The 17,320-nt window shown below is 61.3% G+C and carries 12 protein-coding genes; 9 read left to right on the top strand and 3 right to left on the bottom strand.

Annotated features, from left to right (window positions below; genetic code table 11):
• Window positions 1–31: 31 nt before the first annotated feature.
• The 9 genes from CRI93_RS02765 (at window position 32) to pgm (ending at window position 14,168) form a co-directional block, all read left to right on the top strand.
• Window positions 32–1,777, top strand: coding sequence for an NADH-quinone oxidoreductase subunit G (locus CRI93_RS02765; protein WP_098061093.1), 1,746 nt, complete (start codon window positions 32–34; stop codon window positions 1,775–1,777).
• A gap of 531 nt (window positions 1,778–2,308) precedes the next feature.
• Complete coding sequence (locus tag CRI93_RS02760) at window positions 2,309–5,626, top strand: CheR family methyltransferase (RefSeq protein WP_176521642.1); 3,318 nt, start codon at window positions 2,309–2,311, stop codon at window positions 5,624–5,626.
• Between the two features lie 248 nt (window positions 5,627–5,874).
• Window positions 5,875–6,084, top strand: a complete 210-nt coding sequence (locus tag CRI93_RS02755) for a DUF4177 domain-containing protein (RefSeq protein ID WP_098061091.1) — start codon at window positions 5,875–5,877, stop codon at window positions 6,082–6,084.
• A gap of 84 nt (window positions 6,085–6,168) precedes the next feature.
• The gene (locus CRI93_RS02750) at window positions 6,169–7,155 is read left to right on the top strand and encodes a sulfotransferase family protein (RefSeq protein WP_098061090.1); all 987 of its coding nucleotides are present in this window, start codon (window positions 6,169–6,171) and stop codon (window positions 7,153–7,155) included.
• A 274-nt stretch (window positions 7,156–7,429) separates the two neighbouring features.
• Window positions 7,430–7,984: a DUF421 domain-containing protein gene (locus tag CRI93_RS02745; RefSeq protein WP_098061089.1), complete on the top strand. Its 555-nt coding sequence runs from the start codon at window positions 7,430–7,432 to the stop codon at window positions 7,982–7,984.
• Window positions 7,985–8,140: 156 nt separating this feature from the next.
• On the top strand, window positions 8,141–10,945 hold the full coding sequence (locus CRI93_RS02740) for a phosphoenolpyruvate carboxylase (RefSeq protein WP_098061088.1): 2,805 nt from the start codon (window positions 8,141–8,143) through the stop codon (window positions 10,943–10,945).
• Between the two features lie 120 nt (window positions 10,946–11,065).
• Window positions 11,066–11,818 carry a YebC/PmpR family DNA-binding transcriptional regulator gene (locus CRI93_RS02735; RefSeq protein ID WP_098061087.1) on the top strand — a complete coding sequence of 251 codons (753 nt, stop codon included), beginning with the start codon at window positions 11,066–11,068 and terminating at the stop codon, window positions 11,816–11,818.
• A gap of 38 nt (window positions 11,819–11,856) precedes the next feature.
• Complete coding sequence (gene ruvC, locus CRI93_RS02730; RefSeq protein WP_098061086.1) at window positions 11,857–12,399, top strand: crossover junction endodeoxyribonuclease RuvC; 543 nt, start codon at window positions 11,857–11,859, stop codon at window positions 12,397–12,399.
• 110 nt (window positions 12,400–12,509) lie between these two features.
• The gene (pgm, locus tag CRI93_RS02725) at window positions 12,510–14,168 is read left to right on the top strand and encodes a phosphoglucomutase (alpha-D-glucose-1,6-bisphosphate-dependent) (protein ID WP_098061085.1); all 1,659 of its coding nucleotides are present in this window, start codon (window positions 12,510–12,512) and stop codon (window positions 14,166–14,168) included.
• Between the two features lie 105 nt (window positions 14,169–14,273).
• Here the strand turns inward: pgm and CRI93_RS02720 are convergent, their stop codons facing one another.
• From CRI93_RS02720 to CRI93_RS02710, 3 genes are all read right to left on the bottom strand, one after another.
• Window positions 14,274–15,080 (bottom strand): isopentenyl phosphate kinase, encoded by an 807-nt coding sequence (locus CRI93_RS02720; RefSeq protein WP_098061084.1) that lies wholly within the window; start codon window positions 15,078–15,080, stop codon window positions 14,274–14,276.
• Between the two features lie 141 nt (window positions 15,081–15,221).
• Window positions 15,222–16,217 carry a diphosphomevalonate decarboxylase gene (mvaD, locus tag CRI93_RS02715; RefSeq protein WP_098061083.1) on the bottom strand — a complete coding sequence of 332 codons (996 nt, stop codon included), beginning with the start codon at window positions 16,215–16,217 and terminating at the stop codon, window positions 15,222–15,224.
• Window positions 16,210–17,295 (bottom strand): mevalonate kinase family protein, encoded by a 1,086-nt coding sequence (locus tag CRI93_RS02710; protein ID WP_098061082.1) that lies wholly within the window; start codon window positions 17,293–17,295, stop codon window positions 16,210–16,212. Before CRI93_RS02710 ends, mvaD begins: the two co-directional genes overlap by 8 nt.
• Window positions 17,296–17,320: the final 25 nt, after the last annotated feature.

The raw sequence follows: 17,320 nt of genomic DNA, 5'->3' as shown, positions 1-17,320 counted from the left end.
TGTTCTGTTGACCCAATTGTTCGCTCCGGCTATGCCTACTGTTGAAATTGACGGCCAGGTCTACACCTACGATGACGACCGTCACGACAAGCTGCTGCAGTTCTGCCTCGATCACGACATCGAGCTGCCGCACTTCTGTTACCACCCCTCCATGTCCATCCCGGCCAACTGTCGGCAATGCCTGGTGCAGGTGGGCACGCCCGAGCGCGACCGCGCCACCGGCGAACTGGTGACCGATGAGGAGGGCAACCCCAACATCCAGTTTATGCCGGGGATGCAGACCAGCTGCACGATTGGCCTGCAAGACGGCATGGTCGTGAAAACGCATCGCACCTCCGATGCCGTGCGCGAGGCGCAGAAAGACACGCTGGAGTTCCTGCTCATCAACCATCCGCTCGACTGCCCCATCTGCGACCAGGCGGGGCACTGTCCCTTGCAGATTCAGGCGTACAAGTACGGCCCCGAAGGTTCGCGCTTTGAGTTCCGCAAAGTGCACAAGCCGAAGCGCGTCAAACTCGGCCCGCGCGTTACGCTGGATGCCGAGCGCTGCATCAACTGCACGCGCTGCACGCGCTTTACGGACGAGATCTCGGAGAGTGGGCAGCTTACCATCAACAACCGGGGCGTGCGCAACTACCCGATTACCGCGCCGGGCGAGGACTTTGACGAGGCCTACTCGATGAACACGATTGACCTGTGCCCGGTGGGCGCGCTCACGGCCTCGGACTTCCGCTTCAAGGCGCGCATCTGGGAGATGAGCTCGTCGCCCTCCATCGTAACCACCAACGCCACCGGCGCGAACTGCGAGTACTGGGTGCGCGACAACAAGGTGCTGCGCATTACGCCGCGCCAGAACATGGAGGTGAACGAATACTGGCTGCCCGACGAAGATCGCCTCGTCTACGACCGCTTCAACGACGACCGGCCCGAAGGTCCGCAGGTACGCAGCAACGGACAGCTTGTGAACGCCAACTGGACGCAAGCCTACGCGAAAGCCGCCGCGCTGCTGGGCCCGGTGGACGGCGACCGCATCCAGTTTGTCGGGTCTGCCTACGCGACCGTTGAAGACAACTACCTGCTCACCCAGCTGGCTGAGCACCTTGGGGCCGATACGCCGGTGTACATGCCGCACATCGAACCCGGGGCCGGCGACGACTGGCTCATCACCGACGACAAGACGCCCAATGCGCAGGGCTGCGAGCGCCTTGGCATCCGCGAAGCTGACATGCAGATGCTGCGCACGCGCATCCAGAACGGCGAAATTGACGTGCTCTACGTGCTCGAAGACGACCCGGTTGCGTCGGAGCTGTGCGCGCTGGCCGACCTTGAGGATGTGGATGTGATTCTGCACTACTACAACACGACCAACGAAACGCTGCCTGCTGTCGATGTGGCGCTGCCCGCCGCCATGGTGGTGGAGACCGTAGGCACCTACGTAAACCAGGACGGACGCGCCCAGCGCGTGCGTCCGGCAAAGGCCATTCAGGGCGTGAACCGCACGCTCATGATGGAGATGGGCACCAGCCGCGAAGACGAACACGGCACGCCGTTCGATCGCTGGCACAACGAGTCGCACCGCATCAACTGCAAGCCCAGTTGGGAGATTCTGCCGCAGATCGCCGATCGTGTGGGCCTCGACCTCGACTATGCGAAGGGACCCCAGGCCATTATGAACGAGGTGCAGTCGGCCCTCGATGCATTTGAGGGGGCCACCTACGACGCGATGGGCCTGCAAGGCGTGGCCCTTGAAGATGCCGAAGCGGGCGAGCCTGCGTAACCGCGCACCTGTAGCAGAACAAAAGTAGGTAGTGGGTAGACGCTAAGTGATAAGGCTATCGTAGAATGTAGGTTTGTCTTATTCGAACCCCCTCTCCCTTCGGGTTTCTCCCCCTTTTCCAAGGGGGAGATGTTGATAGACAGAGGGGGTTGTCTGGCTCCGATGATGTCGGCCATATGACAATCACTTATCATTGAACCGCTACCCAAAAGTATTCTGCAAGCGCCCTGTTCGGAGACGGACGGGGCGCTTTTGCATTTGTGTGATGATCCGTGCGCACAGTAGCATCTGATCCAGAAGAGCAGGGGTTCCCACACCGTCGTTCACTATATTTGAACAATACCAATGAAACCGGATTCATTATAACGTACTGGGTACACGCAATTCTCCCCACATTAGGCATCATGTCGATCGTATCTAAGCAGATGCCCTAATGATGGCACACAGGTCGCATACCTTTACGTACGCAAGTAACCCGTCGCGCGAGTCAAACCTGTCGTGCGCCCCTCTCTACAGTCCCATATGGATGCTATGGCCCCCACGCAGGCCCCCAAAGAAAATTCTACGTCACGCCTTCGCGTGGTGGGAATCGGTGCTTCGGCAGGCGGAATTGAGGCCCTGAAGCAGTTCTTTTCAGGACTCTCGGAGGCCCCAGACATGGTCTTCGTTGTTGTCATGCATCTGGTCCCCGACCAGTCAAGCGAGCTGGCAGAGGTGCTTCAGCACTGCACGTCGATGCCCGTGCGTCAGGTGACGGAGCCTGCTGATATGGAAGCCGGACACGTCTACGTGGTAGAACCGGGGCATGCGCTTGACGTGGACGGCAATACCTTGATCTCGACCGCGTTCGAAGACCCGGCCGGGCGAGTAGCGCCTATCGACCACTTCTTTCGCTCGCTGGCGCGATCTGATCTGGAGATGGTAGGCGTTATTCTGTCGGGAGCAGGCAGCGATGGTGCAGTGGGAATGCGTGCCATCGCGGTGCAGTGTGGTCTTACAGGGGTGCAGTCGCCCGATGAAGCGGGATATGACAGCATGCCTCGCGCTGCCATCGAACTGCTCCAGGAAGCCGACTTTGTGCTTCCAGCTGCCCAGTTGGCCGAGCGCATCGAGACGGGAAGCACCCCCATCCATGCACTCCAGACGGTAGACGCCCCCGACGATGTAGGCGCCGGGATTCACATGCAGGAGACGCTGCGCGCTATTTTTGCTCAGGTGCGTATGCATACCGGGCAAGACTTCGACCGGTATAAACGGCCCACCATGCTGCGCCGCATCCAGCGTCGTATGCAGGTACGGCAGGTGCCCTCATTATCTGCCTACCTCGATCTTATCGAAGACGAACCCGCCGAAGCACAGCGCCTACGAAAAGAGTTCTTGATTAGCGTCAGTAGTTTCTTTCGGAATCCAGAGGCATTCAGCGCGCTACGCGATCAGGTCCTTCCTGCCATCTACGCCGATAAGAATAAGGAAACTCCGATTCGCGTATGGGTACCGGGCTGTGCTACGGGCGAAGAAGCCTATTCGCTGGCCATCTTGCTGATGGAAGAGGCCGCCACACACGATATCAACCCCGAGCAGATTCAGATCTTTGCGTCGGATCTCGACAAAGAGGCGCTGGCCAAGGCTCGGGCCGGACGCTACCCTGCGTCGATTGCGGCCGATGTACCCACGCGCTACCTGAACACCTACTTTCGGGATGAAGAGACATGGTATGTAGTCAAGGATATCCTAAGCGAGCGCGTCATCTTTACGCTGCACGATCTGCTGCGGGATCCTCCATTTTCGAAGCTGGATCTGATCTCGTGCCGCAATCTCCTGATCTACCTGCGGCGCGAACTGCAGACCTCGGTGTTCAAGCTGTTTAACTATGCGCTTAACGACGGCGGCTATCTCTTTCTGGGAAGCTCCGAATCAACCGGTGGCGTAGACGACCTGTTTCGGCTCGTGGACAAGACGCACTGCTTGTACCAAAGCACGCGGAATGAAAACACCACGGTTCCTGAGCTTCCCTCCACATTGTTGGCGCTCAACGGGCCGCGCTGGAGAGAGACAAAGCAAACCAGTCCGTCTGCGAGCAGTTCGACGGCTGCTCAGATCCACCGGCGCATGTTAGAGACCTATGCGCCGCCCAGTGCGGTCGTCGATAAAAACTATACGATTGTGCATCTCTCCAGAGGCGTGGGGCGCTATCTGGAGCATCCCGCCGGTACGCCAAGCGCAAATATCGTGGAAGTGGTGCGCCCCGAGCTGCAGATCAAGCTGCAAACATCGCTGCGCAATGCATTTGCTGACGAAGAAGAGGTCAATGCGGCCCCGGTGCAGGTCCAGCTAAATGGTACTACCGAGTGGATCCGCCTTTTCGTATCCCCCTCGAAAGGCACCTCGTCTGCAAACGCGAATGGGATGGCTCTGGTCATGTTTATCAAAGATCGAGTAGTGTCCGATCGTCTCGATGGGGATGCAGACGCTAAGGTGAGCAGGGATTCGGAAGGCGACGACCTGCGGGAGGAGCTGAGCTGGACTAAGAATCAGTTGCGCACAACCATCGAGGAGCATGAAACCTCGAAGCAAGAAATGCGCGCAGCAAATGAGGAGCTCCGGTCGATGAACGAAGAATATAAGTCGATGACTGAAGAGCTGGAAACCAGCAAGGAAGAACTCCAATCGGTCAACGAAGAACTCAAAACGGTGAACGCGGAGCTCGAAGCCAAGGTCAACGAACTGCATCAGGCCAATAGCGACCTGCAGAACCTGATTGTGGCAACCGATATCGGGACGTTATTTCTGGATACGGAGCTTTGTATCCAACGATTTACGCCGCCCGTAAAAGACCTGTTCAACATTCAGAAGGAGGATACGGACCGTTCCATAAGCGCATTCACGCATCGGCTGGAGTACACGGAGTTGGATGCCGATGCACGCACGGTTCTGAAAGAACAGACGACCCTTGAGCGGGAGGTGAAGAGCGAGACCGACCGCTGGTTTCTGATTCGGATTCGTCCCTATCGCACCATCGATGATGCGGTAGAGGGCGTGGTCTTTACGTTTATGGACATCACGCACCGCAAAAAGTCGGAGCTAAAGCTAAAAGCCGCCACCGACCGCCTGCGACAGCGCACCGAGCAGGTACATGCGTTGAACGCAGCGCTTACGGTGGCCGAAGAGCGCGAGCGTCAGCGTCTGAGTCAGGTGCTACACGACGACCTGCAGCAACTGCTCGTGGCGGCCCAGATACGCGTGAATCAACTCCAATCTTCGAACGAGAGTGCCTCCAACGAGGGCACCTCCGACAAGGACACCAGCGAGATCCTGCAGAAAGTGGCTGATGAACTTCAGGCGGCCATTCAGACTACACGGCACCTGTCGTCGGAGTTGATGCCACCTATCGGGGACGATTCGCTCTGTGATGCGCTCCAATGGCTGGCCCTGCACATGAAGAACTCGTACGGCCTGTCCGTAGATCTGGAGACGGAAACGCCGTGCCCGCCTCTGGAGTCGAGCGTGCACACCCTGTTGTTTCGAACCACACGCGAACTGCTGTTCAACGTGGTCAAGCACGCAGACGTCGACGAAGCCCGCGTCACGGTGACGGCAGATGATGATTCAGTGCGTATCACCGTGAGTGATGAAGGTGCTGGGTTCAATCCTGCTGAGCACACCGAGGAGACGGAAGAAGGCCAGGGGCTCTTTAGCATCCGTGAGCGATTGGAGATGATTGGCGGCTGGTACAACGTAGAGGCTGAGCCCGGCGCAGGCACGCGCATTACAATCGGCGTGCCCAACGATGCAGGCACAACGCCTTCCGAGAAGCTAACAGAGAAGGCAGCGCCTGAAAGTGCAGAATGAGCTTTTGGGTGGTGGCGCGTACGTCCTCATTGTGGCAGCTATCCTGAAATCATCCGTCCACGGAGCATCGCCGCAGCGTTCAGTGAAAGCCGGTCGGGATGGCCCGGCCTGAAACCGCTTGACCTACGTGGGCGATGCCATGCAAGACATGCAAGAAATCGGGGAACCGCTGCTGTGCAACGGTTGTGTGCGGGTCCGTCCGCGTTGAGCGGTCCGCACTCTTTCTACCCCTGGCCTCCCACGCCGCCATGACCGAATATAAGGTTGAAGCACGCACGTATTACTCGAAGGTCACCACGAACAAAAACCACATCGTCGAGGCCTCGTCTGAGGAAATCCAGGAACTGCTCGATCGGTACACCGCCGACGGCTGGCGCCTGGCCTCTACCGACGCCACCTCGTACGGATTTGCCGTCTACGTCTATCTCTACTTCGAGCGCGACACGGCCACCGACTGACGGAAGCACGTCTTCTGGCAGGGGGTGCCCAGAGGGGCTGGATGTGGTCGTGCGCGCTCATCCTCATGCTTCTGCCCACTGCCTATGATGTCCTCGCCGTCTCCCCTCCGCCGCTGGGTCGAACGACTGATACACCGCGTCTCGCCGGTATGGTGGGCGAACCTGGGGGGATGTAGTGATTTGCTGGCACGCCGTTTTCCCACGCAGTCTCCGCCCATTTTGCTCGTGGCATTTCCGCGGAGCGGATCGAGCTGGCTGGGGCGGCTGCTGGCGTATGCCGACAACGCCTGCTACCTGCGCGAGCCCATCACACAAGCGCGCCGCCGCTGGCACCCCGACGTGCAATACGCCGTCTCCGATGCAGGCCCCCACCATGCCCCGAAGCACTACCGCCGCTACGCCGACCGCGCCTTTGCCGGATGCCCGGCGTTCTCCTACGCCACCGTACGCACCTCACGCGACTGGGCCCTGCGCCACCGCCATGAGCGCCGCGTGCTCATCAAAGAGGTCAATCCGTTTGCAGTCGGGTGGATGCAAAAGCACTACGCCCCCACCGTTATTCATCTCGTGCGCCATCCGGTGGCGGTGGCCCAGAGCATGTACCGGCGCGGATGGACGAGCCAGACGCTGCGTGAGTACGTCAGCCCCGAACGCCTCGCCGAGAGCCCGCTTGACCCAAGTGCTGTGCCCAAATCATTCTGGGGACAGATCGGCGCGGTGCAGGGCTTGGCGCATCGGGCCGTGCGGCAGGCGTGCCCCGACGACGCCTACACCGCCGTGCAATACGAAACGCTCTGCACCGATCCCGAAGGCATGGTGCGCCGCCTGTGCCACGACGTAGGACTTGCATGGGACGACGCATCGATGCCCGCGGCGATCGCATCTCATAGCGCGGCGTCTGGCGGCTCCTCCTCGAATCCCTACAGCACCACTCGCCGAAGTAAAGAGCGGGCTGCCGCATGGAAAAACGCGCCATCGGAGCATATTCAGGCTGTGCGGGCAGGGTACGCAGCCACGCATCCCCCTGTATATGCTGATGATTGGGCAAACCGCCCCGTAAACGAGGACTGATACCAATTTTGCATGCGTCGTTGGGGTATGGAGGGAGCTAAGGATGAACGAGAACACGTCCAGCCGTCCACAAGAATGGGGGCCAGGCCCCGCGACGAGATGACGGGGGTGAGCCTCAACAGCGTACGTGCTCCCCGTAATGCGGCAACCGGATTTGGTCTGAGTGGATGTAGACCCTAAGCGCCTGCATTGTGGCGTGCCAATGTCGCTGGGCGCAGAGTGCCTGCGTTAGACCGCGTGTCAACATCATTTCACCACCTAAACTCAGACAAGCATGATCGACTGGAGCTGGATCACGACGAGCGGCACGACCCTGCTTATGGTCATGCTCTCGGCCCTTGGTATCTACATCGCCCTCCTCATTCTCACGCGTATCACGGGGCTGCGGAGCTTTGCGAAGATGTCGAGCTTTGACTTCGCCATCACCGTCGCATTTGGCTCGGTTCTCGCCTCCACGATCCTCGCGCCTACCCCGACGCTGCTCACTGGTGCATTCGGGATGGCCATGCTCTATGGGATCCAGTACGTGGTCTCGACGTCGCGCCGTCTTACCGCTACCGTCGAGCAGCTGGTCGACAACGAGCCGGTGCTCGTGATGGCTGGGGCGCAGGTCCTCTCCGACCATCTCGATACGGTTCGGATGTCGGAAGATGACCTCCGCTCGAAGCTCCGGCTGGCTGGAGTGACCCATCCGAGTCAGGTGCTGGCTGTGGTGTTCGAGACATCGGGAGACGTGGCGGTGATGAAAACGACGGATGAGGTGGACCCGTGGGTATTTGCGGGCGTCCGTGGGGCAGAGCACTTGCCATTCATGTCGGATGCAGCTTAACGTTAGGGCACACCAGCATCAAAGAGGTTCTGGCCGTCTCCGTATTGGCACCCTCTGTGGTGCGGTCATCGCGAGAAAAGAGCACTGCGTTGTCCGACATATGGATATGAGTGCCGCATCACACACGACCTGTCCCGTACCACCTCCCAAACCATTATGTATTTTAGCACGACAGACGACAGCATCCAGCTCCCGAAAATAAGAGAGGACTTTTCGTATCTTCAGGACTGCTTTGTTCAGATGCTTCGGGAGTCGGGGGAGGCCGAAATTGCGGCTCTCTTCAATGGCGAACAGCGTCCGAACTCACTGGACGATCCCCAGAAGCTCAGCAAAGCGTTCACGCTGGTCTTTCAGCTTATGACCATTGTGGAAGAGAACGCTGCCGTGCAGCTCCGCCGCACACTGGAAGACGAGCACGGCCTCACCCGCATTTCTGGCCTCTGGGGCCGAACGCTCGACGACCTGCAAGCAAGTGGATTTACGGACAAGCAGATCGCCGAACGACTTCCTGAAATGCGGATCGAGCCTGTATTCACCGCGCACCCCACGGAGTCGAAGCGCTCGACGGTGATCGACCAGCTGCGGGCGATCTACCTGCTGATGGTGAAACGGGAGAACCAGATGTGGTCGGAGAACGAGGCTGAGCAGATCAGAGACGATATCCTGGCGGCCATGCAGCGCCTGTGGCTGACCGGGCAGGTGTTCCTGGAGAAACCCTCCATTGGAGATGAGCTTCGCAACGTGCTTCACTACCTGGTGAACGTCTTCCCCAGCGTGCTTCCCGCGCTCGATCAGCGCCTACGCACCGCCTGGCGGGAGACCGGATTTGATCCCGACCTGATCGACAGCCGGACGCAGCTCCCGCAGGTGCGGTTTGGCAACTGGGTCGGCGGCGATCGCGACGGGCACCCGTTTGTTACGGACGAGGTAACGGAAGCGACCCTGCTAAAGCTCCGGAAACATGCGCTTCAGCAGCTCAAATCTGGACTGAACGATCTGGCGCAGAAGGTGAGCGTGTCGGCCTTCGAAGTCGACGTGCCCGACCGCCTGCGTGCGCGTATCGACCAGCTTGCTGAACGCGCCATCGATGCGGCCTCGGCCCTCGACAGAAACCCAGGCGAGCCCTGGCGGCAGTATCTCAACCTGATGCAGCAGCGGCTGCCGCTCACCAAAAATGGTGATCCGGTTCGCGACCCCGATCCCGATCATTACTATCAATCGGCAGAGGCCGTGCTTGACGACCTCGACCTGTTCACGCAGTCGCTACACGAGATCGACGCAGCACTCATCAGCGCGCGTGATGTTGAGCCCGTAGCACGCAATGTAGAAGCGTTTGGGTTTCATCTTGCTGCCCTCGACATCCGGCAGAACAGCAGCTTTCATGATGCTGCAGTCGCACAACTGCTCATGGAAGCCGGGATCGAAGACGGATCCCACTTTGCCGACTGGACCGAAGAGCGGCGGCTTCGTTTTCTCAACGAGGAGCTCCAGACGACGCGTCCGTTTGTGCGCCCCACGCAGGAGATCGGGGAGGAGGCCGACGCCGTGCTGTCTTGCTACCGGGTGCTCTACCAGTACATCGAGCGATATGGGAGCGCGGGCATCGGTTCGCTGATTGTGAGCATGACCCGAAGCCTCTCCGACCTGCTGGTCGTGTACCTGCTCTGCCGCGAAGCCGGGCTGCTCCAAAAGCAAGAGGGCGAGATGGTGTGTCTGCTTCCGGTGGTGCCGCTGCTCGAAACCATTCAGGACCTGGAGCGAGGTCCCAAGATTCTGGACGCGTTTCTGAGCCACCCCATCACAAAGCGAAGCATCGACCATCAGGCCAGGCAGCACGACGGTCGCCGGTCGCAACAGATCATGGTGGGATACAGCGACAGCAACAAAGACGGAGGCATCCTGGCCAGCCTGTGGAGCTTGAACAAGGCGCAGCGCGCACTAAACGATGTCGCAGACAAACACGACATCAGCCTGCAGTTCTTTCACGGACGCGGCGGCACCATCAGCCGGGGCGCGGGCCCCACGCATCGATTCATCGCAGGCCTGCCGCCTGAAAGCATGCACGGCGATATGAGGCTGACTGAGCAGGGCGAGGTGATTGCAAACAAGTACGCAAATCCCGTTACAGCGCTCTACAATCTGGAGCTCCTGCAGGCCGGCACCACCGGGCTCACGCTCGGGGTATTCGATAAGACCAACGTCGTAGCCGATGCGTCGGACAACACACCTGCTCCGAACTTGACAACCAGCAGAGCGCATCTGGAGCAGATTGTAGACCGGCTGTACGCGCACAGTCTGGAGAGCTACCAGGACCTCGTACAGTCAGATGACTTTGTGCGCTTCTTTGCGCAAGCCACGCCCATCGACATCATCGAAAAGAGCCGCATCGGGTCGCGTCCGGCACGGCGTACCGGTCAGCGCACCTTCGATGATCTCCGGGCCATCCCCTGGGTGTTTAGCTGGAGCCAGAGCCGCTACTTCCTGACCGGATGGTACGGCGTAGGGAGCGCGCTCAAGACGCTGCAAAACGAGCGTCCGGCGGACTTCAAGACGCTGAGCGCGAATGCGATCAACTACATGCCGTTTCGCTACGTGATCACCAACGCATCGTCGGCCATTGCCCTTGTGGATACCGGTATCATGGAGCAGTGGGCCCATTTGGTTGACGATCAGGAGATCGCGGATTATTACCTGAACAAGATTGTGGATGCGTACCACACCACCCGAGCAATGCTGGAAACGCTGTACGGCCACGACCTCCGGGAGCGCCGCCCGCGCGTGTACGAAATGATCGATCTGCGATCGAAGCGCCTGACGCCCCTGCATCAATTGCAGATCGACCAGATTAGCACCTGGCGCGCGCTGAAGAAGCATGGCAAGACCGACGAAGCCGAAGCGATGCTACCCGATATGCTGCTTGTCCTCAATGCGATAAGCAGTGGGCTGGGAAGCACGGGGTGATCCATCATGGAGAACGCGGCCAACGGGAGGGACGTCACGCTCCTACGAATCCCCTCTGCATCCCTTTCGTATCAAATCTACTGCACACCCAGCACTCTGCAAATAGACTCCGGATACGGCATGGCTGGACACAATAAATGGTCGAAGATCAAGCGGCAGAAAGCCAAAGAGGACAAGAAGAAGTCGAAGGTGTGGGCGCGTCTCTCGCGCGAGATCGCAACAGCTGCCCGTGAGGGCGGGGGCGATCCTGAGATGAATGCGACGCTGGCCAACGCCATTGAGCGTGCCGAGGCCGAGAACATGGCCAAGGACACCATCGAGCGTGCCATCAAGCGAGGCACGGGCGAACTCGAAGGCCAAGACTATGAGCCGGTCAGCTACGAGGGCTATGCGCCCCACGGCGTAGCGGTGTTTATCGAGGCGATGACCGACAACACCAACCGCACCGTGGCCGATCTGCGGCATCTGTTCAGCACCCACAACGGCAATCTGGGGAAAGATGGATCCGTGGGCTACCTCTTTGAGCAGAAAGGGGAGATTCAGGTGCCCACGGATGCCGTCGATGAGTTGGAGCTGTTCGAGCGGGTGGTGGAGGCGGGCGCCGAAGATCTGCGCACCGAAGACGACACGTACGTCGTGACCACGCCGGTCGAAACGTTCACCAACGTAGAAGACGCCCTCGAATCGGCTGACATTCCCGTCGACGAGGCTGATCTGGTGCGCATCCCCGCCACCACCGTATCGCTCGACGATTCGGATGCTGAGCAGGTGCGCACGCTTGTCGAAGCCATTGAGGACCACGACGATGTGGACGCGGTGTACACGACGCTCGCCGATGATGGCGAGGCGCTCTCGCTCCACTCCGACGACTGACGTCTGCGTGCTACTTCCCTCGACAATAGCGCATCGGCATGATTATTCTTGGTATTGACCCCGGATCCAACTGTACGGGCTACGGCGTGGTACGGGTGACCGGATCCGACGAAACGACCCCGGCCCAGGGTGTCATTCGGCTGGATAGCGATACGCCGCACATCGACCGGCTCAAGCGCATCTACGACGAGGTGGCGGTGCTCATCGAGGCGCACGACCCGGAGGTGCTGGCCATTGAGATGCCCGTGTACGGGAAAAACCCGCAGTCGATGCTGAAGCTGGGGCGCGCGCAGGCCGCCGCCATGATGGCGGGACTCAACCACGATCTGGATGTCGTGCAGTACACGCCCAAGGAAGTCAAGAAGTCGGTGACCGGCAACGGCAACGCGTCGAAGCAGCAGGTGCGCTACATGATCCACGCGATTCTGGAGATGGACGGTACGGCGGATGCCATCGCCCTCGACGCCTCCGACGCGCTGGCCATTGCGCTCTGCCACACCAACCGCCGCTCGCACGGCGCCACCGAGCAGTACAGCGGCTGGGGCAGCTTTGTGGATGCGAACCCGGATCGCGTGCAGTAGCAGCGCTCCAGACTTTTTTTGGCAGGAGGGAAGCAGCGAGTAGGATCTCCGCACGACATTCGTTATCATAGAACCCACGAGTCTTTCCCATAGCGTTTCCCGATTCCACTATGAGCACACACGACTTAGCCGGACAACCGGCCCCCAGCGACCAACTGCTCGACGTATCGGCACTGCTTGCCGCCTACCAAAACGACCAGCCTGATCCGTCAGTAGCGGCGCAGCGCGTATCGTTTGGCACCTCGGGCCATCGCGGCACGGCCTTCGACCGCACCTTCAACGAAGCGCACATCCTGGCCATTGCCCAGGCCGTGTGCGACTATCGCGATGAAGCAGGCATCACCGGGCCGCTGTTCCTGGGGATGGATACGCATGCCCTCTCGGCCCCCGCACAGGCCACGTGTCTGGAAGTGTTCGCTGCGAACGAGATTGATGTGCGCATTGCCGCCGATGACGGGGTAACGCCCACCCCTGCTGTATCCCACGCCATTCTAACGTACAACGACGGACGCGCCGAAGGGCAGGCTGACGGCGTCATCATCACGCCCTCGCACAACCCGCCCGCTGATGGCGGCATTAAGTACAACGGTCCTACCGGCGGCCCGGCCACGCCCACGGCCACTAACTGGATTCAGAACCGCGCCAATCAGCATCTCGACACCAAGCTGGCCGATGTGAAGCGCATCGGCTACGAGCAGGCCCTGCGGGCCGACACCACGCAAGAGTACGATTTCCTGCGTCACTACGTCGACGACCTGGACGCGGTCCTCGACATGGAGATCATTCGCGAGTCGGGGCTCTCCCTTGCCGTCGACCCGCTGGGCGGAGCCGGCGTGCACTACTGGACAGCCATCGCCGACACGTACGACTTGCCGTTGGAGGTGCTACGCACTGAGGTCGACCCTACGTTCTCGTTCATGACCCTTGACTGGGACGGCCAGATCCGCATGGATCCGTCGTCGGCCTACGCGATGCAGTCGCTCATCAACCTGAAAGATGAGTACGACGTCGCCTTTGCGTGTGACACCGATCACGACCGCCACGGCATCGTCACAAAAAACGGCGGACTCATGCCGCCCAATGCGTACCTGAGCGTGATGGTGGATGCACTGCTCAGCAGCCGTACCGGCTGGGCCGATGATGTGGGCGTGGGCAAAACGGTCGTTACCACGCGCCTACTTAACCGCATTGCCGCGGACTACGGGCGCCCGGTTACGGAAGTGCCGGTCGGCTTCAAGTGGTTCGTGGATGTGCTCTACGATGGCAGTTGCGGCTTCGTAGGCGAAGAGAGCGCGGGGGCCTCGTTCCTGCGCAAGGACGGCACAGTCTGGAGCACCGACAAAGACGGCATCATCGCGGCACTCATGGCCGCCGAAATCACGGCCCGCACGGGTCAAGACCCCAGCGAGCGCTACGACGAACTCACCGAGCAGTTTGGTAACCCGGTGTATGAGCGGGTGGATGCACCGGCCACGCCCGAACAGAAGGCCGTCCTCAAAAACCTGACGCCCGATCTGGTGACGCAAGACGAACTCGCAGGCGAGCCCATTCAGACGATCCGCACCAACGCGCCCGGCAACGACGCGGCCATTGGCGGACTCAAGGTAGAGACGGAGAACGGGTGGTTTGTGGCGCGCCCCTCGGGCACCGAAGCCATCTACAAGATCTACGGCGAGAGCTTCAACGGTCGCGACCATCTCAACCAGATCCACGAAGATGCGCAGGCGCTCGTCAATCGTGCGTTCGACGCTTCGCCCAAGACCGCGTAAGCACGACGTTTTCGCTTCATCCACCTGATTCCGAAAGCATGAGCGGCTCGCCCCGGTGGCGGGCCGTTTGGCGTTGAGGTGCTGCTGGCGACAGCTATGCGATAGCTACCCAGCAGCAATGTGTGTGCGGTGCGCATCGGGGTCGTTGCGGAGGGCCGCAGCAAACCGGTTCGGCACGGTGCCATTCAGTAGCAGCGAGTCGATGCCTTGCTCGGCAAGGGCGCTGGCGGTGCGCAGGCGCAATGCCATTCCGCCGGTGACGTCGGTGCCGTCGGGGTCATGCACATCGCCAATCATAGTGCGAGCTTGTTCGGCGGTGAGGTCGGGCAGCGTGTGGCCGTTGGCGTCGTACACACCGTCGGTGTTGCCGCACCAGAGCACGCGAGCGACAGGGGGGCCTTGCTGCTGCAGCGCGTCGATAAGCGTACGGAAGACGGTTTCGGTGGAGCAGATGCTCAGCCCGTGCTTGGTGTCGAGCGTGACATCGCCGTAGGTGACGGGGAGTGCTCCTGCAGAGAGCGCGTGATGCACGGGATCTGATGAGCTACGTTCGGGGGTGCCTCGGGTTGTGACAAACGCGCTGGACGGTGCCCACGAAAACACGGGGAGTCCGGCGTTGCGCAGGGCGTGTACCACATGCCGGTGCAGGGTATCCACTGCCTTTTGGATCTGGCTCAAAGCGGGTGCCGGATCGGGGAGGGGGGCACCGGGATCGAACCCGGCCTCGCGGGCGGCAACGTGTCCGAACGAGCCGCTGCCGTGGCCCAGCACGATCGGCGCGTTGGGGGGGGCGGCGTGGTAGCGGGCCAGCTCGTCGGCCAGGCGCTCAAGCACATCCGTGCGTACGGAGAAGCGGCCCGTTTTGTCGGTGATGAGGCTGCCGCCCCACTTTACAAAGGTGACTGGGCGCATGGCGCGTGGCAAACTGGCAGAGGCAAATGAGACGAGCACGGCCGCTCACATACGAGGCCCGCTACGGGAGGCCGGGGCCGGGCGAACTGCATCCGGGCAATCAGGGAGGCAGTGGGCTGTGCGTTCCCCTGAAAGACAATGCTAAAACAGCGGATCGACGTCGGTGGTGGGGCCGGGTCCGACGCCGTCGCGGATGACCATGTGGACGGCGTGCATCGAATCGAGGCGAGCGGCGACCTGCGGCTCGTCTTCGGGTGGGCAGATGACATGCACGTTGGCGCCCGCATCCATCGTGGCGTAGGCGGCGAGTCCGTCGGATCGCATGGCGCGCACAACCTCCAGCACCTTGAGCGTGGCGGGTTTCCAGTAGTAGATGGGCGGCTGCGACGACATGGTGATGAGGTGCAGTTCTACGCCTTCGGTTTCGATGAGCGGACCCAGGCGGTCGAAGTCGCGCGCCGCGATGCTCGCGCGGGCGGTCTGCATGCGCTCAGGCAGATGCGACAGGCGTTTTTCGTAAAACGGGCTGCTGGGCGCGCGCTGATGCCCCTCGCGCGAGGAGACGGGTTTAGGATCGGTCTCGACGACCGCGATCACATCGCGCAGGTCCCAGTGCGTGTGCGGGGCAACCGGTTCGGCGGCGTGGTTGTCGCCGTGGGGCCAGGCTACGTATCCGCCGAGTACCGAGCGGGCCGCGGAGCCGGAGCCGCTCTGACGGGCAAGCGCCGAGCGGGTGGCGGCATCGGGCCAGGTGTCGAGCGCCTTGAGCGTCGCCAGGGTAAGCGCCGAAAAGCCCGAGGCCGAGGAGCCGAGTCCGGCAGCGGCGGGGAAGCTATTCTGTGTGGCCACGCGGAATGAGCCGGGGCGGTCGGCCCAGGTGCGCAGGCGATTCAGGTGCTGCACGACGGGCTCGGCAAAGCCGTCATCGGCAGGATGCAGGGTGCCCTCGGCATCGGCCATGAGCACCGTGTCGTCGGTGTCGGCATCGGGGGTGAAGGCAACAGTGGTGCGTGAGGCACAGCGGCGCAGCGTCATCGACAGCGACGGCGCGCGCGGAATGGCGCGGTCGATGTCTTCGACGCCCCAGTACTTCACAAAGGCGATGTTGGAGGGAGCTTCAACGGTTGCTTTAGCCATGCACGTGGGCGGATTGAAGAGGATGTGCGCCCTGCACACACAGAGGCACGTTAAACGAAGAGAACGAAGACAGGTCGTCCCAGAGGTCGGTGGTCGGATCGGGATGATACGCGATCAGCGAGCCGGCATGTGGGTCGGTGAGGGCACCCGCGCCCGAGATTTTGGCGGCTCCGCCATGTGCTTCAATCTGGCGGATGTGGTGGCGGATGGCTGGGGGCACTACGCCGAGCGCTTCGAGGCAGGCCTCACCCTCTTGCAGGAGGTCGACCAGCGCCGAAGGCGACACGTCGGGGGCTGAGAGCAGATCGCGAAGCGCACGCGTCGCCGCCTCGATGCGGTCAATAATGGCTTCGAACGCATCGGGGTCGTCGGTCCGGCGGGCGCGCACGGCATCGACCACGGTGCCGGTGGATTCGTTGGGCGCGCCGGTGTGAAAGATCCGGATGTCGGAGAGCACCGGCGCGCGCGCTTCCACCGAGTGCCAGTGCAGCGCGTCATTGTCGGACTCGGCCCACAGGAGCCCGCCACGTAGAATGGTAGCGGGGTCGACGCCCGAGGGGGTGCCGTGCTGGCGCCGCTCGATGTTGAGGGCAATGTCGAAGAGCAAGTCGTGGGTGAAGGGCGCCTCGTGGGCTTCGAGGTAAGCGCGCGCCACCGCCACTCCGAGGGCAGCCGAGCTTCCGAATCCGGCCCCCACCGGCTGATCGGACTGCACGCTAAGCGTAAGCGGCTGCGGAGTGATGTCGACAGCGCGGGCAGCCTCGCCCAGCGCCACTTTAATGAGGTGCGTGGGGTCGGTGCTGCGCAGGTGCGCGAAGGCCTCGGCAGTGGGGTAGGCGGCATAGTCGCGCCAGCGGGACCGCATCTCGTCGGCATAGGCCCGGATGGCAGGCCAGGTGGTGGTTTCGGTGTGGCCCCACGCATCCACCTGAAGCGTAACGCCAGCAGTAGTCTTGGGAGCGGCGGTGGCATGCATCCAGAGGCCGAGAGCGGCCACCAGCGCGGGCCGCTGGTATACGACCGCATGCTCACCCATCAGGATTAGCTTGGCCGGGGCGCGGACGGTCGTTTCGTGCATAAAGGCGCATCCAGAAAAGCGACGG

It is taken from the genome of Longimonas halophila, from assembly GCF_002554705.1.
Taxonomy (GTDB): domain Bacteria; phylum Bacteroidota; class Rhodothermia; order Rhodothermales; family Salinibacteraceae; genus Longimonas; species Longimonas halophila.
This window is presented reverse-complemented; position numbering and strand designations above follow the sequence as displayed.

Coding starts and splice junctions, on each gene's coding strand:
- CRI93_RS02760 (WP_176521642.1), top strand. CDS start 2,309: ATGGCCCCCACGCAGGCCCCCAAAGAAAATTCTACGTCACGCCTTCGC.
- CRI93_RS02720 (WP_098061084.1), bottom strand. CDS start 15,080: ATGCGCCCAGTCACCTTTGTAAAGTGGGGCGGCAGCCTCATCACCGAC.
- CRI93_RS02710 (WP_098061082.1), bottom strand. CDS start 17,295: ATGCACGAAACGACCGTCCGCGCCCCGGCCAAGCTAATCCTGATGGGT.
- CRI93_RS02755 (WP_098061091.1), top strand. CDS start 5,875: ATGACCGAATATAAGGTTGAAGCACGCACGTATTACTCGAAGGTCACC.
- CRI93_RS02735 (WP_098061087.1), top strand. CDS start 11,066: ATGGCTGGACACAATAAATGGTCGAAGATCAAGCGGCAGAAAGCCAAA.
- CRI93_RS02740 (WP_098061088.1), top strand. CDS start 8,141: ATGTATTTTAGCACGACAGACGACAGCATCCAGCTCCCGAAAATAAGA.
- pgm (WP_098061085.1), top strand. CDS start 12,510: ATGAGCACACACGACTTAGCCGGACAACCGGCCCCCAGCGACCAACTG.
- ruvC (WP_098061086.1), top strand. CDS start 11,857: ATGATTATTCTTGGTATTGACCCCGGATCCAACTGTACGGGCTACGGC.
- CRI93_RS02745 (WP_098061089.1), top strand. CDS start 7,430: ATGATCGACTGGAGCTGGATCACGACGAGCGGCACGACCCTGCTTATG.
- CRI93_RS02765 (WP_098061093.1), top strand. CDS start 32: ATGCCTACTGTTGAAATTGACGGCCAGGTCTACACCTACGATGACGAC.
- mvaD (WP_098061083.1), bottom strand. CDS start 16,217: ATGGCTAAAGCAACCGTTGAAGCTCCCTCCAACATCGCCTTTGTGAAG.
- CRI93_RS02750 (WP_098061090.1), top strand. CDS start 6,169: ATGATGTCCTCGCCGTCTCCCCTCCGCCGCTGGGTCGAACGACTGATA.